Origin of the sequence: Enhydrobacter aerosaccus (assembly GCF_900167455.1) — a bacterium.
Classification (GTDB): Bacteria; Pseudomonadota; Alphaproteobacteria; order Reyranellales; family Reyranellaceae; genus Reyranella; species Reyranella aerosaccus.
On the sequence record NZ_FUWJ01000006.1, the window covers coordinates 95,394 to 114,746 of the forward strand.

A 19,353-nucleotide genomic window follows, 5' to 3' on the forward strand; every position below is an offset into this window, starting at 1 on the left:
ACGGCGGTCAGGAGCGCGCGATCTCCTCCAGGTGCTCGGCCAGCTCCTCGGGCTTGCTGTAGAAGGGCGTGTGGCCGCATTCCATGGTGATCACCTTGCACGGCAGGGTCTTCACCATCGTGCGCTGCCGGGCGATACGCACGGCATTGTCCTGCGTGCACTCGATGTACCAGCGCGGGACCGAGCCGAAGCGGTCATCGGTCAGGCTGACCGGCGTGGTCGAGATCGAGATGGGTTGGGGCCGTAGACGCTCCATCGCGCGATAGCGATCTTCCGGGGAGACGTCGGCATAGAACAGCACCGGCAATTGTGCCCGCGCGAAGGTATAGGTGAGACCGTCCGGGCTCAGCTCGCGCGAACGACGGAACAGCGCATCGGGATCGTCGCCCGTCATTTCACGGCTGGTCTTGCCCGACGGCGGCATCAATCCGCAGACATAGACAAGCGCCTTGATCTTGCGCCGGCGCGCTTCAGCGACCTGGCTGATGGTCACGCCACCCAAGGCGTGGCCGACCAGGATGACGGGCTCTTCCATCTTGTCGAGAAGGCGCGAGATCCTCTCGACATTGTCCGCCAGCGTGACGCTGGCCGGCGGAGTCTGATCCTTGCCAAGGCCGGGCAAGTCGGGTGTGCAAACCTTGTGTCCGTGTCCTTCCAGGATCGGCTTTACCTTTTCCCAGCACCAACCGCCGTGCGAAGCACCGTGAACGAGGATGAAGGTCGCCATCGTCAGCTGCGTCCTACAACGGTGCGGGCACCGGCGGCCGGTACGAAGAAGTCCGGCATCAGCGACGAGCCGGGCGAGACGGCATACTGGTCGAAATCGGTCACGCCTTCCGCGGTCAGCACCTCGTCATCGATGAAGAAATTGCCGCTGCAGCTCCGGGCGGCGCGGTTGAAGATGGCATAGGCGGCGTCGGCCATGATCTCTGGCTTGCGGCAGTGCTTCATGCCTTCCTCACCGCCCAGAACGTTCTGAATGGCGGCGGTCGCTATGCCTGTACGCGGCCAGAGGCAGTTGAAGGCGATGCCCTTGTCCTTGAACTCCTCGGCCATGGCCCAGGCGTAGATCGACATGGAGTACTTGGCGAGCGTGTAGGCCGGGTGGGAGGCGAACCACTTCAGGTCGAAATCCAGCGGTGGGGAGAGGTTGAGGACATGCGGATTTACGGCCTTGGACAAGTGGGGGATGCATTTCTGCGACGCAAGGAACGTGCCGCGAGCGTTGATCTGATGCATCAGGTCGTAGCGCTTCATCGGCGTGGCGAGTGTGCCGGTCAGGCTGATGGCGCTGGCATTGTTGACCAGGATGTCGATGCCGCCGAATTTGGTAACCGTTTCATGGACGGCACCTTCGACCGCCTGTTCGTCGCGGATGTCGCAGATCAGCGGAAGCGCTTTCCCTCCGGCCTTCTCGATCGCCTCCGCGGCGGTGAAGATCGTTCCCGGCAGGCGAGGATCGGGTGTCGCGGTCTTCGCCGCGATCGCGATGTTGGCGCCGTCGCGGGCGGCACGCAAAGCGATGGCGAGGCCAATACCGCGACTAGCGCCGGTCACGAACAGCGTCTTGTTAGCCAGGCTCATGCATTCCCCAAGATTCCCTTGGGTCTATAGCGGCCGCTCGTTCACGCCGCTAGTCTCGGTACGTCGCAGGGGAGGCATGCATGAACGAGTGTTTCGAGACCGCAACCGGTCTTGCACGCGCTATACGAAACGGGCGCATCACTTCCCGCGAGGCGACCGAGGCGCATCTGGAGCGTATCGCGCGGTTGAACGGGCCCTTGAATGCCCTGGTCGTCATCGACCGCCATGCTGCCCTCAAGACGGCGCGTGCTGCCGACAGGGCCCTGGCGAAGAAGGGGACGACACAGGGGCCCTTGCACGGCGTGCCGATCACCATCAAGGAGGCTTTCGACGTCGCTGGCCTGCACACGACGTCCAGCCATCCGCCGCTCAAGGACAATGTCGCCGTGTCGGATGCCGCTGTCGTGGCGCGGCTGCGGGCTGCCGGCGCGGTGATCCTGGGGAAGACCAACGTTCCCGAACTATGCATGGACTTCCAGACCGACAGTCCGCTGTTCGGCACCACCAAGAATGCCTGGGACACGCGCCGCACCTCGGGCGGCTCGACCGGCGGTGGCGCGGTTGCCGTCGCCGCGCGATTCTCGCCGCTCGAGCTGGGCAGCGACATCGGCGGTTCGGTGCGCAATCCGGCCCATTTCAACGGCATCTTCTCGCTGAAGCCGACGGAATGGCGGGTGCCGGGCCGAGGCCATGTGCCCGGCCTTCCCGGGCAGACGCGGACGATCCGCTACATGGGCGTCTATGGCCCGTTGGCGCGTTGCGTCGACGATCTCGACCTGGCGCTCCGCATCGTCGCCGGTCCCGACGGGTACGAGGCGGAGGCCGCCCCCGTGCCAATCGGCCCGACGCCGAGGCTCGCTGCCAAGGGCTTGCGGATTGCGGTGCTCGAGAGCAATCCGCTGGTGCCCGTCTCGGCGGACACGGCCAGGGTGGTCCAGGAGACCAGCCGATTGCTCGCCAAAGCCGGTGCCAGGGTGAAGCGCGTCGAGCCGGAGGGCCTCGATTGGCGGAAGGCCTGGGACGACTGGTCTGACCTGCTGCAGTACGAGGTGCGCGCCCTGCAGCCGCTCGCCGACCGCGAGCGCTACTTCGATCGCACCGACGCCCCGGACCCGACGACGCGCTCGGTGGCGCGGGCGGCGCGGCTCGACATGGCGGAGTTCTTCGCCGTCCTCGATCGTCGCGACCAGGTCATGCGGCGCTGCGAGTCGTTCCTCGACGACCACGATGCCTGGCTGATGCCGGTCATGCCCGACGCGGCCTTCGTCCGGCAGAAGCAAAGTCAGCCCTTGACCATCGACGGCCGCGACCATCCGTATTTCTTCGCCGGCACCTCCTACAACTTCCTTGCCAATTTCACCGGCCAGCCCTCCATCGTCTTGCCGTGCGGGTTCGCCCGCAACGGGTTGCCGATCGGCCTGCAGCTCACCGGCAAGCGCTGGGGCGAGGCGAAGCTGCTCGGTGTCGCCAAGGCGCTGGAGAAGCTTCTGCCGCCCTGTCCCGTGCCGCCCAACTACGCGGACTGATCCTCACTCGACCTTGACGTTGGCGTCGCTCAGGATCTTCTGCCATTTGGCGTATTCGGCGCGCTGGAACGCAGCGAAGGCTGCGGGCGCCATCTCGGTCGGTGTCGGCACGTCCTGGCCGAGATCTTCCATGCGGCTCCGGATGGCGGGATCCTGCAGCGTGGCGACGGCGGCCGCGTTCAGCTTCTCGACGATGGCGGCTGGCGTTCCCTTGGGGGCCCACAGGCCATGCCAGATGGCAACCTCCATCGGATAGCCGGCCTCGGCGGCGGTCGGGATCTCGGGCGCCGCGGCCGAACGATCCTTGGCAGTGACCGCGTAGGCGCGGATCTTTCCCGCCCGGACGTGGGGAAGCGAGTTGGAGGACTGGTCCACCATCACCTGAATCTGGTTGGCGATCAGGTCCTGCACGGCGGGCCCGGTGCCGCGATAGGGCACGAGCTGATATCTGGCGCCGGTGGCCGCGAAGAAGGCAAGGGCGCCGAGATGCGAGGCCGAGCCGATGCCGGCCGTTCCGCCAGAGACCTTGTCGGGATTGGCCTTGAGATAGTCCACCAGCTCTTTCAGGTTTTGCGCCGGCACGGCATTGGCGCTCACCACCAGCATGGGATTGGAGGGCAGGCGCGCGATCGGCAAGAGATCGGTCAGCAGATCGTAGGACAGGTTCTTGTAGATGGTGCCGTTGGCGACATGGGTGCCGAGATGGCCGATGCTGATGGTGTAACCATCGGGAGCTGCGCGGACGGCCTTGCCGACGGCGATCGTGCCGGCTGCGCCGGTCGTATTGTCGATGATGAATTGCTGGCCGAGTTCCTTGCCCATGCGCTCGCCGATGATGCGCGCCATCAAGTCCGTCGGTCCGCCGGCGGCGAAGGGCACGACCAGCGTGATCGGCCGGCTGGGATAGGTTTCGGCCAGGGCCGGTCCGGCTAGGGCACTGCCCAGCCCCGCCAACAGGGTTCTCCGCAGCATCACTTCCTCCCGCTTTTACAGGAGCGTTGCACCGTCTCTGGTGGCCGTAAAGTCGCGAGTCAGGCTGCGGCTTCCGTCGCCAGAGTCAACAGAACGGTGCGATTGCTCACCTGCTGCCCCTCCTGCACCGCGATCGATTCGACCCGCGCATCAAAGGCGGCCTTGAGCTGATGCTGGATCTTCATGGCCTCAAGAACGATCATGGTCTGGCCTTTGATGACGGTGTTGCCGGGCGCGACCTTGACTGAGACGATCCGTCCGTCCATCGGCGCCCGGAGCTTGCCGTCGCTGCCGGCCGCAGCAGCCGCGGGCGGCATGTAGGTGCGATCCTCGAAGCGCACCGTATGGCCATCGAGATCGACGATTATCTGGCGGCCGTCGATATGGAACGGGAGCGTGGCGGGAACCGGAGTGGTCGCGGCCACCGTCATCGCGCGCTCGACATCGCCCACAGCCAGCTTGATTGGCGTCGGCTCCGGATTGGAATTGCGCCAGCCGCGGAAGGCGGGCGGATAGCGCTTCGCCGACTCGTGCCACAGGAGTGAGGCGGCGAGCTGCCAGTGCTGATCCGTGACCTCTGGTGGCTTCAGCGCATCGCCGGCGAAATAGCGGCCGATGAAGGCTGTCGTGGCCTGGCCGGCAGCGAATGCCGGGTGCTCCAGCAGGCGGATCAGGAAATGCCGGTTGGTCGTCGGGCCAAGGACGACGGTCTCCTGCAGGGCGCGCACGAGCCGGGTGCGGGCCTGCTCGCGTGTGGCGCCGTACGCAATCACCTTGGCGATCATGGGATCGTAGAAGGGGGAAATGGCGAGTCCGTCCGTCATGCCATGATCGATGCGGATGCTCGGACCGCTGGCCGGCCGCCAGACGTCAATGCGCCCCGTCTGCGGCAGGAAGCCGGCGTAGGGATCCTCGGCATAGAGGCGGACTTCAATGGCATGGCCGTCGAGCCGGATATCGGCCTGTGACAGCGGGAGGGCCTCGCCACGCGCGACGCGGATCTGCCACTCGACGAGATCGAGGCCGGTGATCGCTTCGGTCACCGGATGCTCGACCTGCAGGCGGGTATTCATCTCCAGGAAGTAGAATGCACCATCGCTGCCGAGCAGGAACTCGACCGTGCCCGCGCCGCGATAGCCGACGGCCTTCGCGGCCGCCACGGCGGCGGCTCCCATGCGCTGTCGCAGATCGGGATCGACGGCGGGCGAGGGCGCTTCCTCGATCACCTTCTGATGGCGGCGCTGCACCGAGCAGTCGCGCTCGCCGAGATGGATGACATTGCCCTGGCTATCGGCGAAGACCTGGATCTCGACATGGCGTCCGTCGATTACGGCCTTCTCGAGGATCAGCTCGCCGGAGCCGAAGGCATTCTCTGCCTCGGCGCGCGCCGTGCGGATGGCTTCAGCAAGTTGCGCTTCCTGCTCTACCAGACGCATGCCGCGCCCGCCGCCACCGGCGGCCGCCTTGACCATCACGGGCAGGCCGATCTTGCGCGCCTCCTGTTCCAGCGTTGCGTCACTCTGGTCCGCGCCCTGGTATCCCGGCACGCACGGGACGCCAGCCTCGATCATACGCCGCTTGGCGGCTGCCTTGTTGCCCATGGCTGCGATGGCGCTGGCCGGCGGTCCGATGAAGACGAGCCCCATCTTCTCACAGGCGCTGGCAAAGCGCTCGTTCTCGGACAGGAAGCCGTACCCCGGATGGATGGCGTCGGCTCCCGTCTGGCGAGCCGCATCGAGGACGCGGTCGATGTCGAGATAGCTCTCGCCAACCGGAGGTGGCCCTATGCGGACTGCCTCATCGGCAAAGGCGACGTGCGGCGCCTCGCGATCGGCGTCGGAATAGGCGGCGACGGTGCGATAGCCCATCGCCTTGGCCGTGCGCATGATACGCCAGGCGATCTCGGCACGGTTGGCGACCAGGATCTTGCTGAAGGATGTCGTCATTCGACGGCCCATCGGGGAGGCCGCTTTTCGGCAAAGGCGCGCAACCCCTCGGCGGCCTCGGGGCTGCGACGCGCTTCGGCGAACTTGTCGGCGGCGAAATCGAGCACCGACGACAATGGCTCGGTCCCGACCTTCATCACCACCGCCTTGGTAGCGGCATTGGCGAAGGGGGCGCAGCGGTCGACCTGCTTCAGCACCTCTTCGAGTTTGGCGTCGAGAGCGGCGCTATCCTTCACGAGATAGTGGGCGATGCCGAGACGATAGGCCTCCGGACCCTTGAAGCGAGCGGCCGTCAACGCGAGGTGCCGCGTCTGCGGCACGCCGATGCGAGCGGCCACGAACGGCGCGATCTGCGCTGGAACGATGCCGATCGCGGTCTCGCTCATGGCGAAGCCGGCATCCTCGGTGCAGATCGCGACGTCCGACACGCAGAGGAGACCGAAGCCGCCGGCGATGGCATAGCCCTCGACCGCCGCGACGACGACCTGTGGCGCGGTGTTCACCAGCTCGAGGAAGGTGCCGAACTGGCGGTTGTTCACCGCGATCGGGTCCTTCTCGCCGGGCTTCGGCGGCTCGTTGAAGCTTTGCTCCATGTTCTTGAGATCGGCTCCGGCGCAGAAGGTGCCGCCGGCTCCGCGCAGGATCATCACCTTGATGTCCCGGCGATCGCGCAGGACCTCGAAGACGGAGCGCAGCTCGCCGATCAGGGTCGGGTTGAGCGCGTTCTTCACCTCGGGGCGATTCAAGGTGACGTAGAGCCGTGAGCGCTCGCGGCGCAGCAGCAGCGTGTCGTACTTGGGCGCGAAGTCGGACATCAGCGGTTCTCCCCCCGCGGCAACGTACCCATCATCTTGGAGATGATCTGCAGCATCACTTCGTCGGCGCCGCCGCCGATCGAAGCCAGGCGTGAATCCCGGAAGGCGCGGGCCGTCGGCGATTCCCAGAGATAGCCGGCGCCGCCCCAGTATTGCAGGCAGCCGTCGGTCACCAGCCGCACCATGCGGCCGGCCTTCAGCTTGGCCATGGAGGCGAGCAGGGTGACATCCTTGCCCTCGAGATATTCCTCGCAGGCGCGGTAGCAGAGGGAACGCACCAGCTCGATCTCGGTGCGCAGCTCCGCCAGCTTGAAATGAATCACCTGGTTGTCGAGCAGGGACCGGCCGAACACCTTTCGCTCGCGCGTGTACTCGATCGTCTCGTCGATCAGCCGTTCCATGCCGACGACGGCGCTGATCGCGCCCCACAGCCGCTCCTCCTGGAATTGCTGCATCTGGTAGATGAAGCCCATGCCTTCCTGCCCGATCGTGTAACGGACGGGCACCTTCACCTCGTCGAAGAAGATCTGGGCGGTATCGGAACTGCGCATGCCGAGCTTGTCGAGCTTCTTCACGACCTGCACGCCCTTGGTCGTCATCGGCAGGACGATCATCGACTTGTTCTTGTGCACCGGCCCTTCGCCGGTGTTGGCCAGCAGACACATCCAGTCGGCCTGGGTGCCGTTTGTGGTCCACATCTTGCCGCCGTTGATGACCCAGTCACCGCCCACCTTGCGGGCCGTGGTCTTCAGGGACGCCACGTCTGATCCGGCGCCGACCTCGGAAACGCCGAGGCAGGCGACATAGTCACCCGCAATCGAGGGGGCGAGGAATTCGCGCCGCAGCTCGTCGCTGCCGTGGCGGGCGAGGGCGGGGGTCGCCATGTCGGTCTGCACGCCGATCGCCATGGGCACCGATCCGCAATGGATGTGGCCCAGCTCCTCGGCCATCACCATGGCGTAGGAATAATCGAGCCCCATGCCGCCATATTCGGTGGGCTTGTTGATACCGAGTAGACCGGCATCGCCCAGAGCCTTGAAGACCTTGTGGGCGGGGAAGATTCCATCCTCTTCCCATTGGTCGACATGCGGATTGATATCCTTGTCGATGATCGCCCGCAGCGTGCGGCGGATCTCTTCATGTTCCTGGGTGAACTGCACGGGTCGTTTCCTCTGTCGATCGCGTTCGATGCCGGTCAGCCACGTCGCGGGCTGGTTACCGGCCGGTAACGCTTAAATAAATGGAAATTTAATGGAGCGAGGCTCGGCGAGCCGGAAAAGGCGATCATGCCGAACAGGATAGGCTGGCCGTACCTCGATTCCCGATTCCGGTCTTGAATGGCGGTGGCTTCGCCCGCGCCCATCAGCGATTATCCAGCCGCGGCATGGTGCCCATCAGCTTGGAGATGATCTGCAGCATCACCTCGTCGGCACCGCCGCCGATCGAGCCCAGGCGTCCGTCGCGATAGCTGCGCGCCACCGGGCTGTCCCACAGATAACCGGCGCCCCCCCAGTATTGCAGGCAGGCGTCCGAGACTTCGCGGCGCAGCCGACCGGCCTTCAACTTGCCCATCGAGGCCAGCATGGTGACGTCCTTGCCGGCGAGGTAGTCCTCGCAGGCGCGATAGACGAGCGACCGCAGCGCCTCGACCTCGCTCTTGAGCTCGGCCAGCCGGAAATGGACGACCTGGTTGTCGAGCAACGGACGACCGAACACCTGACGCTCGCGCGTATAGTCGATCGTCGCGTTGATGATGCGCTCGCAGCCCATCAGCGTGCCGGCGCCGGCCCATAGCCGCTCCTCCTGGAATTGCTGCATCTGGTAGATGAAGCCCGATCCCGGCTGGCCGATCGTGTAGCGCACCGGCACCTTCACCTCGTCGAAGAAGGTCTGCACCGTGTCGGAGGCGCGCATCCCAAGCTTGTTCAGCTTCTTCACGATCGAGATGCCCTTGGTCTTCATCGGCACCACGATCAGGGATTTGTTCTTGTGCACCGGGCCGTCGCCGCTATTGGCAAGAAGACACATCCAGTCGGCCTGTGCGCCGTTGGTGGTCCACATCTTGCCGCCGTTGATGACCCAGTCGCCACCGACCCGGCGTGCCGTGGTCTTGATCGAGGCGACGTCGGAACCGGCGCCGGTCTCGGAGACGCCGAGACAGGCGACGTAGTCGCCGCTGATCGACGGCGCCAGGAATTCCTGCCTGAGTTCATCGCTGCCGTAGCGAGCGAGTGCCGGCGTGGCCATGGAGATCTGCACGCCGGTTGCCATCGGGATCGAGCCGCCGTTCACCAGCCCCAGCGACTCCGAGCAGATCATGGCATAGGAGAAGTCGAGGCCCGAGCCGCCGAACTCGACGGGCTTGTCGACGCCGAGCAGTCCGGCATTGCCCATCTTCTTGAACAGCTCGTGAGCCGGGAACTGGCCTTCCCTTTCCCATTCGTCGACGTACGGATTGACCTCGCGATCGATCAGCGTCTTCCAGGTCTGGCGCAGCGCCTCATGTTCCGGCGTGAATTTCATCCTGTCGTTTCCTCTTTGTCTTGCGTCACATCCGGGCGACGCCGAAGGTGATCGGATTGAGCGGACGCACCATCGATTCGCGAGCGATCGAGAGCGTGAAGGCCAGGACCTTGCGGGTGTCGCGCGGATCGATGATGCCGTCGTCCCACAGGTGCGCGGTGCCGTAGAGCGCGGTCGACTCGCGTTCGAACTGGTCGACAATCGCCTTGAACATCTTGTCGATCTGTTCGCGCGGCGGCTCCTTGCCTTCGCGCAGGAACTTCTGTTCGGTCACGGTCTTCATCACACCGGCGGCCTGCTCGCCGCCCATCACGGCGGTACGGCTGTTGGGCCAGGCGAAGATGAAGCGCGGATCGTAGGCGCGGCCGCACATGCCGTAGTTGCCGGCGCCGAAGCTGCCGCCGATCACGATGGTGATCTGCGGCACCGTCGCGTTGGCGACCGCCTGGATCATCTTGGAGCCATGCTTGACGATGCCGCCGCGCTCGGCCTCGGTGCCGACCATGTAGCCGGTCGTGTTCTGCAGGTAGACGATCGGCGTGCCCTGCTGGCAGCAGAGCTGGATGAACTGGGCCGCCTTGACGGCGCCCTTCGTCGTGATCGGTCCGTTGTTGCCGATCAGCCCGACCGGTTCGCCCTCGATCTCGGCCCAACCGCAGATCGTCTGCTGGTCGAACAGGCCCTTGAACTCGAGGAAGTCGGAGCCGTCGACCAGGCGCGCAATCACTTCGCGGACGTCATAGGGATCCTTGTGCGAGGGCGGGACGACGCCACACAGCTCGTCGATATCGTACAGCGGCTCCTTGAAGGACTTCGCTGTCCTGGGAGGCAGCTTGTCGTTCCAGTGCCACTTGGCAATCACTTCTCGCGCCATGCGGATGCCGTCGGCGTCGTCCTCGGCCATCCATTCGGCGACGCCCGAGACGGTCGCATGCATTTCCGCGCCGCCCAGCTCCTCGTCGGTGGCAATCTCGCCGGTCGCGGCCTTGAGCAACGGCGGGCCGGCCAGGAACACCTTGGCCTGATTGCGCACCATGATGACGTAATCCGACAGGCCGGGAAGGTAGGCGCCACCGGCCGTCGAGGAGCCGTGCACCACCGTCACCTGCGGAATGCCGCGCGCCGACATGCGCGCCTGGTTGGCGAAGCCGCGGCCGCCCGGCACGAAGATCTCGGCCTGATAGAGCAGGTTGGCGCCACCGGACTCGACCAGGTTCACAACTGGCAGCTTGTTCTCCAGCACGATCTGCTGCACGCGCTGGCCCTTGCGCTGGCCGGAGGGGGCGACGGTGCCGCCTTTGATGGCGGAGTTCGACGCGGTGACGATGCAGCGCACCCCTTCGACATAGCCGATGCCGGAGACCGAGCCGCCGCCGGCGCTCGAACCGTCCTTGTCGTCATGCATGCGATAGCCGGCGAGCGGCATCAACTCCAGGAACGGCGCACCGCGGTCGAGCAGCAGCGCGATGCGCTCGCGCGGCATCAGCTGCTTGCGCTTGCGGAAGCGCTCGCGGACCTTCTCGGACGCCGCCTGCACGCTGGCCTCGGCATCGCGAAATTCCTGGATCGCGGCCAGCATGCGCTCGCGGTTCTTCCTGAACTCGTCGCTGTTGCGGTCGATCTGGCTCTCGATGATGGGCATGGTTCAGCCACCCAACACTTTGGGCGTGACGGCGAGATGGAAGCCGTTGAAAGACTGCGACCGATCGGTCGCGGGCAAATCGACCGAGCGGTTGGCCAGCGGCACACCACCGTCGATACGAATCTCGGTCCCGGTGATATAGGCGGCAGCTTTGCTCAGCAGGAAACAGACTGCGGCAGAAACCTCGCTCTCCGTGCCCAGCCGGCCCAAGGGACAGTAGCCCTTGAGCTTGGGTATCTGCTCCTTGAACTCGCCCGTATAGGTGTCCATGCCAGACGAGGCGATCCAGCCCGGCGCAACGGAATTCACGCGTACGCCGGAAACGGCCCATTCGTAGGCGAGCGTCATGGTGAGGTTGGCCATGCCCGCGCGGGCCGCGCCGGTATGGACCATGTTGGGGAAGCCGTTACGGTAATCGGCCGTCATGTTGACGATCGAGCCGCCATGCTGCTGCATCGATTGGGTATAGACCTCGCGACTGACGAGGAAGCCGCCGGTCAAGTTGTTGCGCACCACGACGTCGAAGCCCTTGGCGCTGAGCTGCGCGGCCGGCGAGGGGAATTGCCCGCCGGCATTGTTGAACAGCCCGTCGATGCGGCCGTTCCTGGCGACGATCCGAGCAATCGACTCCTTCACCTGCGCTTCCTCGCGGATGTCGAAAGTATGCGTCTCGCAGGTGTGGCCGGCTGCTTCGATTTCAGCCTTCACCGCTTCGAGCTTCTCGATCTTGCGGCCGGCAATGACGACATGGGCTCCCAGGGCGGCGAGCTCGTGCGCGGTGCAGCGGCCGATGCCGCTGCCGCCGCCCGTGACGAGGACGGTCTGGCCCTGGAAGAGTCCCGGTGCAAAGACCGAGCGATACGACATGTTTCCTCCGCACGACCTGAATAGCCGTTTATCGGGCTGTAGTTGACGTTTACGTAAAGGTCAAGTAAGCCCCCAAGGCATTGGCCGACAGGAGGAACTCGCCATGACGTTGCAGGAAATCACTGCGAAAATGAAGGAAAACGCAGCGCAGAAGTCGTCCTTCGGCAGCACGGTGAAATTCGCCACCGACCAGGGTGTGATCTTTGTCGACGGGAATGCGAATCCGCCAGTCGTCAGCAACGACGACAAGGATGCCGACTGCACGATCAAGATGGATTTCAGCGACTTCGCGGACCTGATCGGCGGCAAGCTCGACGGCATGACCGCCTTCATGACCGGCAAGCTCAAGATCGAGGGCGACATGGGCGTCGCCATGAAGCTGCAGAGCATCCTGCGCTAAGGAAACGGTGCCGCGCCGTTGGCTTGGCGCGATCCTCACCACAAGTGCGGTATCAGGCGATACCGCACTTTTTGTTTGTAGTCGGCATAGCCCCGCAGGTTCAGCACCAGGAACCTCTCCTCGTCGAGGATGCGCCAGGCAAGCGCGGCGGCAATGACGCCGAAGGAAAGCAGCCCCCACCACGAGGCCAGCGCGATCGGAATGCCGACGAGCATCACGAGAGACGCTGCATACATGGGATGCCTGACCATGCCGTACGGTCCGGTGGAGATCACTCTCTGATCTGAGGCCACCTCGATGGTCGCCGACGTGAAGCTGTTTTCGCGAAACACACGGTAGATCGCGATCCATCCCAACAGAACGAGAAGATCGCCGGCGATCGCGGCCGCGGTCGGGACGTGAGACCAGCCGAAGCGACGATCGAGAGCGGGTATGATGAGCAGGCCTGCGAAGCCGATCGAGGCAAACAGCATGATGATCTTCTGCTTCGGTTCCTTCTCCGCCAGCGGCCCGGCCCGCATGCGACGGCGCAGCAGTTCCGGATCCTTTTCGAGAAGGCTGAGGCTGATGAGCAGTGCGGCCAGGAAGTAGACGAACAGGAAAAGCCACGCCTGCCAGTAATCGATCGTCCAGGGCAGGCCGAACAGAAGCGCGGCCATCGCGAGGAAAAGGCCGACAAGTCCCTGCAACGCTTTCCCGGCCAGCGTGTTCACCTTCCGCCTCCTGTCAGGCCTGGTCCTTGCTCTTGTGGTAGTGCCGTCGTGCCTTGGCACGATTGCCGCAGGCGGACATGGAACACCAGCGTCGCTTGCCGGCCCGGCTGTCGTCCAGGAAGAGCCAGCCACATTCCGGATTGGCGCACCGCCGGACGCGATCGAGCCGGGGACCGGTCAGCAAATCCCCGGCCGACCACAGCACCGGCGCCAGGAGATTGAGCGCCGTCCCGGCCTTCATGTCCACATCCCAGTCGTAGCCGTTGCGCGCGCGCTTGAGGGCCGTGCGAGCAGGAGCTGCGGCGAGGGCGTCATTCAGGGCCGCGAGATCACGCGATGGCGGTGGTTTGTTCTGCGCCTGCGCGTCGAACAGCCGATAAATGGCTTCCCGCAAGGACAGGGCCTGGTCGAGATCCCGCGTGGTCAACGGCTTGTCGGGCTTGGCCCCGGCATTGGCCGACCCCCAGGCCGCGAAGTCTTCCGGGCGGTTCAAGGTTTCGGTCGGAGTCGCCTGTCCGCGCCAAAAGCGCGTGTTGGCAAATTCCAGGCAGAGGTCGGGACGCACCATCCAAACAAGCACGTAATAACCGGTTGACCGGTTGACAAGCGCGCTGTCACCGCTTAACCATATAACCAGTTATATAGTGAGGAGGAAAGCGATGCTCGACCACGTTTCGATCGGTGTTAGCGACATCAAGCGGACGGGTGCCTTTTACGACGCGGCTCTCTCGCCCCTCGGGTACAAACGCCTTTCCCATGGCGATAGTTCTCTCGGCTATGGCGACAAGGGCGTGCAGTTGTGGATCAGCAAGACGGGCAAGCCGGTACCGGCCGACAGGGAGTCTGGCTTGCACTTCTGCTTCACCGCAAAGGATCGCGCTGCCGTGGATGCCTTCCATGCCGCCGCCCTCAAGACCGGGGGCAAGGACAACGGCAAGCCGGGCGTCCGCGCCGATTACAGCCCCAAGTACTACGCCGCCTTCGTCATCGATCCCGACGGCTACCGCCTCGAGGCCTATTGCGGGAAGTAGAAGTCGGCTACCGTCGCGGTGCATGACCGATCCGTCGATCCGCACCGCGACTCTTGTCGATGCCGACGCCATCGCGGCGCTGCATGCCGCGAGCTGGCGTTCAGCCTATCGTGGTATCCTGAGCAGCGGGACACTTGGACCGGCTCTCGACCAGGAGCGGCGCACGCATTGGCGTTACGCTCTCGCCGATCTCGGCCCGCGCGATATCGTGTTGCTGGTCGATGACCTGGCCTTCATCGCCGTGTGGGATGAAGGTGATCCGGGCTTCGGTGCCTATCTCGACAATCTCCATGTCCATCCTGACCGGCGCGGCGGGGGTGTCGGCCGACGGCTGATGGGCGCGGCCGCCGAACGCCTGGCCGCACGGGGCGAACGGCGGCTCTATCTCTGGGTGTTCGATGCCAATGTCCGCACGATCGAATTCTATCGTCGGCTGGGCGGTGAGATCGTCGAGCGCGGTATGGCCGAGATCGACGGCAACCGCGTGCCACAGAGCCGTGTCGTCTGGACCGACACGGCGGTTCTAGCGGAAGCCTGTCGCTAGAACCTGCCGGCTAGAATCCCACCGCGGCGCCGTCGCGGCGGCTTTCCGAGGCGCCGAGATAGGGGCCGCCTTCGGGGAAGCGCCAGATGATCTGGCTCGAGCCGAAATCGAAGCTCGGGGCCTTGGTGCGCGTCACCTTGTGGCCGCGCGTTTCCAGGCCCGCGATGGTGTCGGTGGGCATGTGCTCCTCGGTCCAGATCGTGCCGTCGGTTTCGTGCACGCGCCAGCGCGGCCCGTCGATGGCGGCCTGCGGATTCTGGCCGTAGTCGACGATGCGCGAGAAGACTTGCATGTGGCCCTGGGGCTGCATGGCGCCGCCCATCAGACCGAAGGTGGCGACGGGTTTGCCGTCCTTGGTGATGAAGGCCGGGATGATGGTGTGGAAGGGCCGCTTCTTCGGGCCGACCTGATTGGGATGGCCTTCCTTGGTGACGAAGCCGGTGGCGCGATTCTGGAGCGCGATGCCGGTGCCGGGCACGACGATGCCCGAGCCGAAGCCCGTATAGTTGGACTGGATCAGCGACACCATCATGCCGGAGGCGTCGGCGGTGCCGAGATAGATCGTGCCGCCGTCCTTGGGCGTACCGGGCCCGAAATCCTTGGCCTTCTTCGGGTCGATCAGCTTGGCGCGGCTCTTGAGATAGTGCTTGTCGAGGAGCTGCGCCGGCGTGACGTCCATGAAGCGCGGATCGGCGACGTAGCGGTAGATATCGGCGAAGGCGAGCTTCATCGCCTCGATGCGCAGATGCGCCACTTCGGGGCCATCGCAATCGAGGCCGACGAGATCGAAATTCTCCAGGATGCCGAGCGCCATGCAGGCGGCGATGCCCTGGCCCGACGGCGGGATCTCGTGCAGCGTGGCGCCGCGATAGGTAAGGCCGATCGGGTCGACCCAGTCCGGCTGATGGACGGCAAGGTCCTCCTTGCGCAAGGCGCCGCCGGTTTCCCGCGCGTACTTGTCCATCGCCTCGGCCAGTTCGCCGCGATAGAAGGCCTCGCCCTTGGTCTCGGCGATCTTCGCGAGCGTCTTCGCCTGGTCGGGGAACTTCCACAGCTCGCCCGGCTGCGGCGCCCGGCCGTTGGGCAGGAACGCCTTCACCCAGCTCTCCTGGCCTTTCAGGCGGTCGATCGCCCGATCCCACTGGCGCGCCACCATGTAGGAAACGCGGAAGCCGTCGTGGGCGTATTTGATCGCCGGCTCGAACAGGTCGGCAAACGGCAGCTTGCCGTAGCGGCCATGCAGCGTCATCCACAGCGACACCGCGCCCGGCGTCGTGACGCTGCCCCAGCCGACATTCGGCATCTTGTCCTGGCCCTTGTACTGGTCGGGCGTCATCAGGGCCGGCGAATGGCCGTGCGCATTCAGGCCGACGAGCTTCTGGCCATCCCACAGGATGCAGAAGGCATCGGCGCCGATGCCGTTCATGGTCGGTTCGACCACCGTGATGGCGATGGCCGCGGCTACAGCGGCATCCACCGCGTTGCCGCCCTTGGCCAGCATGCGCAGGCCGGCGGTGGCGGCGAGGTGCTGGGAGGAGGCGACGACATTGTCGGCGAAGATCGGCAGCTTCTTGGAGGCGTAGGGGAAATCGTAAGTGAAAGACGGCACTCCAGAAGTCCTTTCATTTCTTAGTCGAGGCGGAGAGCGACTCGATGCGGGCCACGAACCGTGGCGATTGCAGGAACAGGCGGTTGTCCGTATCGCCCTTGCCGAACAGGCGCGAGAGATCGAACAAGCCCGAACCGGCGATCGCGCCCATCTTTCCGGAAAGCTGCACGTGCTGGCCCAGGCGGAAGGTTTTTAGCGCTGCGATGGCCTGCTGGGAAAGGCCCGGTGGCGGCGCCTCGCGCGATCGTGTGTCGAACAGGCTCGCCAGAGCCCCCGCCGTTGCCAGCGCCCAGTCATTGAAAGCGTAGAGCGAAACCTGCGGTCCGACCTCGATCGTGACGGCGACATTGTCGGCTTTGCCGTCGATGGACTTGAGGGTGCCGCACCAGTCGGTGAACGCGCCGACCGAATCGGCCAGGGCCAGGCTGCGCTTGGCGGCATCCTCGACGGCGAGCGGGTTGTTGGACGCCATCGCCGGCTTGGCGAGCGCCGCCAGATCGGACACGAACTTCTTCTGCTGCGGGTTCGACTCGTAGCACGAGCCCTCGAAGCAGCCGCCCAGAGCGAGGCCGGCCGCACCGACGACGAAGGTCCGACGATCGAAAACGAACGCGCTCATGGCGACGAATGCAGCGCCCGCACCAGGGTCATGCCGCTTTGGCCTGGGCCTTGGCGCGCTCCTCTTCCTTGAGCTCCTTCTTGGAGAGCTTGCCGACCGGAGTCTTGGGCAGCTCCGGTCTGATCTCGAGCGCGACCGGCATCTCGTGCTTGCCGATCTTGCCTTCGAGATGCCGTTTCAACTCCTCGAAGGTGAGGCTGGCACCCGGCTTCAGCTTGACGAATACCTTGGGCGCTTCCTGGCGATAGGGATCGGCAATGCCGATCACGATGCATTCATCGACGGCCGGGTGTTCGTAGACCGCTTCCTCGATCATGCGGGGATAGACGTTGTAGCCGGAGGAGATGATCAGGTCCTTGGAACGATCGACCAGATAGAGCCAGCCGTCGGCATCCATATAGCCCATGTCGCCGGTGCGAAGTCCCTTCCAGCGGCTGCCGGGGTGATCGAACAGGACCTTGGCGGTTTCGTCGGGCTTCTTCCAGTAGCCCTTCATGATCTGCGGGCCGATGATGCAGACCTCGCCGACATGCTCCTTGCCCGGCGGCAGGACGCGGTCGGGATTATCCATATCGCGGATCTCGATGATGGTGCCGACGATCGGAACGCCGCACGAGCCGACGCGCCGCACGCTCTTGTCCACCGGGCAGATCGCGCCGGTGGGCGAGGTCTCTGTGAGGCCGTAGCCTTCGATCAGGGTCGCCCCGGTCAGTTTCTCGAAGGCCTGCTGGACCTCGACAGGCAACGGCGCGCCGCCGGACATGCAGATCTTGAGCGCCTTGAGATTGAGCCCCTGCGCCTTCGGGTGTTTGTTGATGGCAGTATAGAGCGTCGGGACGCCGGGCAGGAAGGTCGGCTTCTTCTTGGTCAGATCCTGGATGATGAGGTCGATGTCGGGACGGGGATAAAGGATCAGTTCGTTGCCGTTGCGCACCGCGCCCATCATGATTCCGGACAGTGCGTAGATGTGGAACAACGGCAGCACGCACACCACTTTTTCGGTGCCGGCCTTGGTGTAGGGCGTGGTCCAGGCGGCGCCCTGCAGCGTCGCGGCAACGACGCAGCCATGGGTCAGCATGGCCGCCTTCGGCAGGCCCGTGGTGCCGCCGGTATATTGCAGGATCGCGACCTCGTCCCACGGATCGGCTGGCGCTGGGGCAGGGACGTACTTGCCGTCATTGGCCAGCAGGTCCTTGAAGGACATGTGCCAGTCGTCGCGCGGCCACGGCGACAGTTCCTTCTTCTTCGCGAGGGGGTAGAGCCAGTTCTTGGGCCACGGCAGGTAATCGGCAATGGAGCCGACAATCAGCTTCTTGAGCCGCGTCTTGCCGCGCATGGCGGCCATCTTTGGATAGAGCGCCGCGACGTCGAGCGTGACCAGGATATCGGTTTCGGAATCGCCGATCTTGAATTCAAGCTCGCGCGCGGCATCGAGCGGGCTGTAGTTGACGACCCGTCCACCGGCCTTCAACACGCCGAAGAAGGCAATCAGGTAGTGAGGCGTATTCGGCAGGTAGAGGCCGACATTGACCCCGGGCTTCACGCCCAGCTTCTGGAAGCCGGCCGCCGCGCGGTCTGACGCTTCCTTGTAGTCGCGGAAGCTCATCACCTTGTCGAGGAAATCCGTGAACGGCTTGTCGCCGTATTTCGCGCAACTCTCTTCGAAGATCTGGTGGATCGTCGTGCGCGGGACGTCGAGTTCCCACTTCACGCCCGGTGGATAGCTCGATTCCCACGGATATTGTGCCATTTTGAGTCGTTCCTCCTGCAACGACTATGGCACACGATAGGCATAGGAGTAGACAGTCTTGAAGCCGAGGGTTGCGTAAAGCGGCAAGGCCGCTTCGTTCGTGGCCACGACCTGCAAATAGGCAAAGCGCGCGCCGTGCTGGCAGCCCCAGGCGCCGATGCTTTGCGTGAGGCGGCGCGCAAGACCCCGACGTCTGGCTTCGGGGGCCACCAGGACATCGAACAGGCCGACATGGTCGCCGTCGACCACGCCGAGCGCGAAGCCCACGAGCCGGCCTGCCTGCTCGACCTGGGCGAATCCCACCGGTGACTCGATGGCGGTCAGCATGCGCGCCATCGTCTGACGATGATGCGGTGCCACGGGGCTGAGGGCCGCGAAGCCGGCCAGCCATTTCGGCGACGGGGCAGGCGCGATGGTCACGACGGGATCGGCGGCGAAGCGATCATCGAGGGATGCCACTTGGATGTAGCTCTCGTCGATGCGGCGATAACCTTGGGCCGCGAGGGTGGCATCGACGTCTTCCGGCGCCAGCGGCGTCAACCGCCAGATCGGCGGCAGATTGCGTTCGCAGTAAGCCGCTTCCAGCTCGTCCTTAATCTGTAGTGTAAATTGAGTATTAGATCCTAAGGCATTGATAGAATTTGCTCTTTTTGTATAGCCGCCTGAAAATCTCTGGAGCCAACCATGCTCGGTTCGGCAGTCGAGAGCGGGCCAGGCGCGGAAGCAGCGGTCTTCCAGTTGCCGGATGAGAGTGTGGTTTAAGGGCAGTGACATTGGTGATCGTTTGTGCTAAAAGATAATCAAATAAAAAC

At 64.6% G+C, this 19,353-nt stretch carries 19 protein-coding genes; 4 read left to right on the forward strand and 15 right to left on the reverse strand.

What is annotated here, in order from left to right; all coding sequences use genetic code 11:
* Positions 1 to 7 precede the first annotated feature (7 nt).
* On the reverse strand, positions 8 to 727 hold the full coding sequence (locus B5D62_RS20655) for an alpha/beta fold hydrolase (protein WP_085935841.1): 720 nt from the start codon (positions 725 to 727) through the stop codon (positions 8 to 10).
* Between the two features lie 2 nt (positions 728 to 729).
* Positions 730 to 1,584, reverse strand: coding sequence for an SDR family oxidoreductase (locus B5D62_RS20660; RefSeq protein WP_085935842.1), 855 nt, complete (start codon positions 1,582 to 1,584; stop codon positions 730 to 732).
* Between the two features lie 80 nt (positions 1,585 to 1,664).
* On the opposite strand from B5D62_RS20660, the gene B5D62_RS20665 reads away from it, so the two are divergent.
* Entirely contained in the window at positions 1,665 to 3,110 is a 1,446-nt protein-coding gene (locus B5D62_RS20665; protein WP_085935843.1) for an amidase, read from the forward strand.
* A gap of 3 nt (positions 3,111 to 3,113) precedes the next feature.
* On the opposite strand, the gene B5D62_RS20670 is transcribed toward B5D62_RS20665, so the two are convergent.
* From B5D62_RS20670 to B5D62_RS20700, 7 genes are all read right to left on the reverse strand, one after another.
* Positions 3,114 to 4,079, reverse strand: coding sequence for a Bug family tripartite tricarboxylate transporter substrate binding protein (locus B5D62_RS20670; RefSeq protein WP_170921061.1), 966 nt, complete (start codon positions 4,077 to 4,079; stop codon positions 3,114 to 3,116).
* A 62-nt stretch (positions 4,080 to 4,141) separates the two neighbouring features.
* Complete coding sequence (locus B5D62_RS20675) at positions 4,142 to 6,028, reverse strand: acetyl/propionyl/methylcrotonyl-CoA carboxylase subunit alpha (protein ID WP_085935845.1); 1,887 nt, start codon at positions 6,026 to 6,028, stop codon at positions 4,142 to 4,144.
* On the reverse strand, positions 6,025 to 6,843 hold the full coding sequence (locus B5D62_RS20680; RefSeq protein WP_085935846.1) for an enoyl-CoA hydratase/isomerase family protein: 819 nt from the start codon (positions 6,841 to 6,843) through the stop codon (positions 6,025 to 6,027). The genes B5D62_RS20675 and B5D62_RS20680 overlap by 4 nt, the downstream gene beginning before the upstream one ends.
* Positions 6,843 to 8,003 carry an acyl-CoA dehydrogenase family protein gene (locus tag B5D62_RS20685; RefSeq protein WP_085935847.1) on the reverse strand — a complete coding sequence of 387 codons (1,161 nt, stop codon included), beginning with the start codon at positions 8,001 to 8,003 and terminating at the stop codon, positions 6,843 to 6,845. The genes B5D62_RS20680 and B5D62_RS20685 overlap by 1 nt, the downstream gene beginning before the upstream one ends.
* A 202-nt stretch (positions 8,004 to 8,205) precedes the next feature.
* Positions 8,206 to 9,366, reverse strand: a complete 1,161-nt coding sequence (locus B5D62_RS20690) for an acyl-CoA dehydrogenase family protein (RefSeq protein ID WP_085935848.1) — start codon at positions 9,364 to 9,366, stop codon at positions 8,206 to 8,208.
* A 25-nt stretch (positions 9,367 to 9,391) separates the two neighbouring features.
* Positions 9,392 to 11,008, reverse strand: coding sequence for an acyl-CoA carboxylase subunit beta (locus tag B5D62_RS20695; protein ID WP_085935849.1), 1,617 nt, complete (start codon positions 11,006 to 11,008; stop codon positions 9,392 to 9,394).
* Positions 11,009 to 11,011: 3 nt separating this feature from the next.
* Positions 11,012 to 11,875 (reverse strand): SDR family oxidoreductase, encoded by an 864-nt coding sequence (locus tag B5D62_RS20700; protein ID WP_085935850.1) that lies wholly within the window; start codon positions 11,873 to 11,875, stop codon positions 11,012 to 11,014.
* Positions 11,876 to 11,978: 103 nt separating this feature from the next.
* On the opposite strand from B5D62_RS20700, the gene B5D62_RS20705 reads away from it, so the two are divergent.
* Positions 11,979 to 12,275: an SCP2 sterol-binding domain-containing protein gene (locus B5D62_RS20705; protein WP_085935851.1), complete on the forward strand. Its 297-nt coding sequence runs from the start codon at positions 11,979 to 11,981 to the stop codon at positions 12,273 to 12,275.
* Between the two features lie 35 nt (positions 12,276 to 12,310).
* Here the strand turns inward: B5D62_RS20705 and B5D62_RS20710 are convergent, their stop codons facing one another.
* Together B5D62_RS20710 and B5D62_RS20715 are read right to left on the reverse strand one after the other, a co-directional pair.
* Positions 12,311 to 12,988, reverse strand: coding sequence for a methyltransferase family protein (locus B5D62_RS20710; protein WP_085935852.1), 678 nt, complete (start codon positions 12,986 to 12,988; stop codon positions 12,311 to 12,313).
* Between the two features lie 13 nt (positions 12,989 to 13,001).
* Positions 13,002 to 13,556 carry a CGNR zinc finger domain-containing protein gene (locus tag B5D62_RS20715; RefSeq protein ID WP_085935853.1) on the reverse strand — a complete coding sequence of 185 codons (555 nt, stop codon included), beginning with the start codon at positions 13,554 to 13,556 and terminating at the stop codon, positions 13,002 to 13,004.
* A 91-nt stretch (positions 13,557 to 13,647) separates the two neighbouring features.
* On the opposite strand from B5D62_RS20715, the gene B5D62_RS20720 reads away from it, so the two are divergent.
* Entirely contained in the window at positions 13,648 to 14,019 is a 372-nt protein-coding gene (locus tag B5D62_RS20720; protein ID WP_085935854.1) for a VOC family protein, read from the forward strand.
* A 22-nt stretch (positions 14,020 to 14,041) separates the two neighbouring features.
* Positions 14,042 to 14,563: a GNAT family N-acetyltransferase gene (locus B5D62_RS20725; protein ID WP_085935855.1), complete on the forward strand. Its 522-nt coding sequence runs from the start codon at positions 14,042 to 14,044 to the stop codon at positions 14,561 to 14,563.
* A gap of 10 nt (positions 14,564 to 14,573) precedes the next feature.
* On the opposite strand, the gene ggt is transcribed toward B5D62_RS20725, so the two are convergent.
* Genes ggt through B5D62_RS20745 form a run of 4 tightly spaced genes read right to left on the reverse strand, consistent with a single transcriptional unit; the run spans position 14,574 to position 19,315 of the window.
* Complete coding sequence (gene ggt, locus B5D62_RS20730) at positions 14,574 to 16,172, reverse strand: gamma-glutamyltransferase (protein ID WP_085935856.1); 1,599 nt, start codon at positions 16,170 to 16,172, stop codon at positions 14,574 to 14,576.
* A 13-nt stretch (positions 16,173 to 16,185) separates the two neighbouring features.
* The gene (locus tag B5D62_RS20735) at positions 16,186 to 16,791 is read right to left on the reverse strand and encodes a hypothetical protein (RefSeq protein WP_085935857.1); all 606 of its coding nucleotides are present in this window, start codon (positions 16,789 to 16,791) and stop codon (positions 16,186 to 16,188) included.
* 28 nt (positions 16,792 to 16,819) lie between these two features.
* Positions 16,820 to 18,541 carry a long-chain-fatty-acid--CoA ligase gene (locus B5D62_RS20740; RefSeq protein WP_085935858.1) on the reverse strand — a complete coding sequence of 574 codons (1,722 nt, stop codon included), beginning with the start codon at positions 18,539 to 18,541 and terminating at the stop codon, positions 16,820 to 16,822.
* 24 nt (positions 18,542 to 18,565) lie between these two features.
* Complete coding sequence (locus B5D62_RS20745; protein WP_085935859.1) at positions 18,566 to 19,315, reverse strand: GNAT family N-acetyltransferase; 750 nt, start codon at positions 19,313 to 19,315, stop codon at positions 18,566 to 18,568.
* Positions 19,316 to 19,353: the final 38 nt, after the last annotated feature.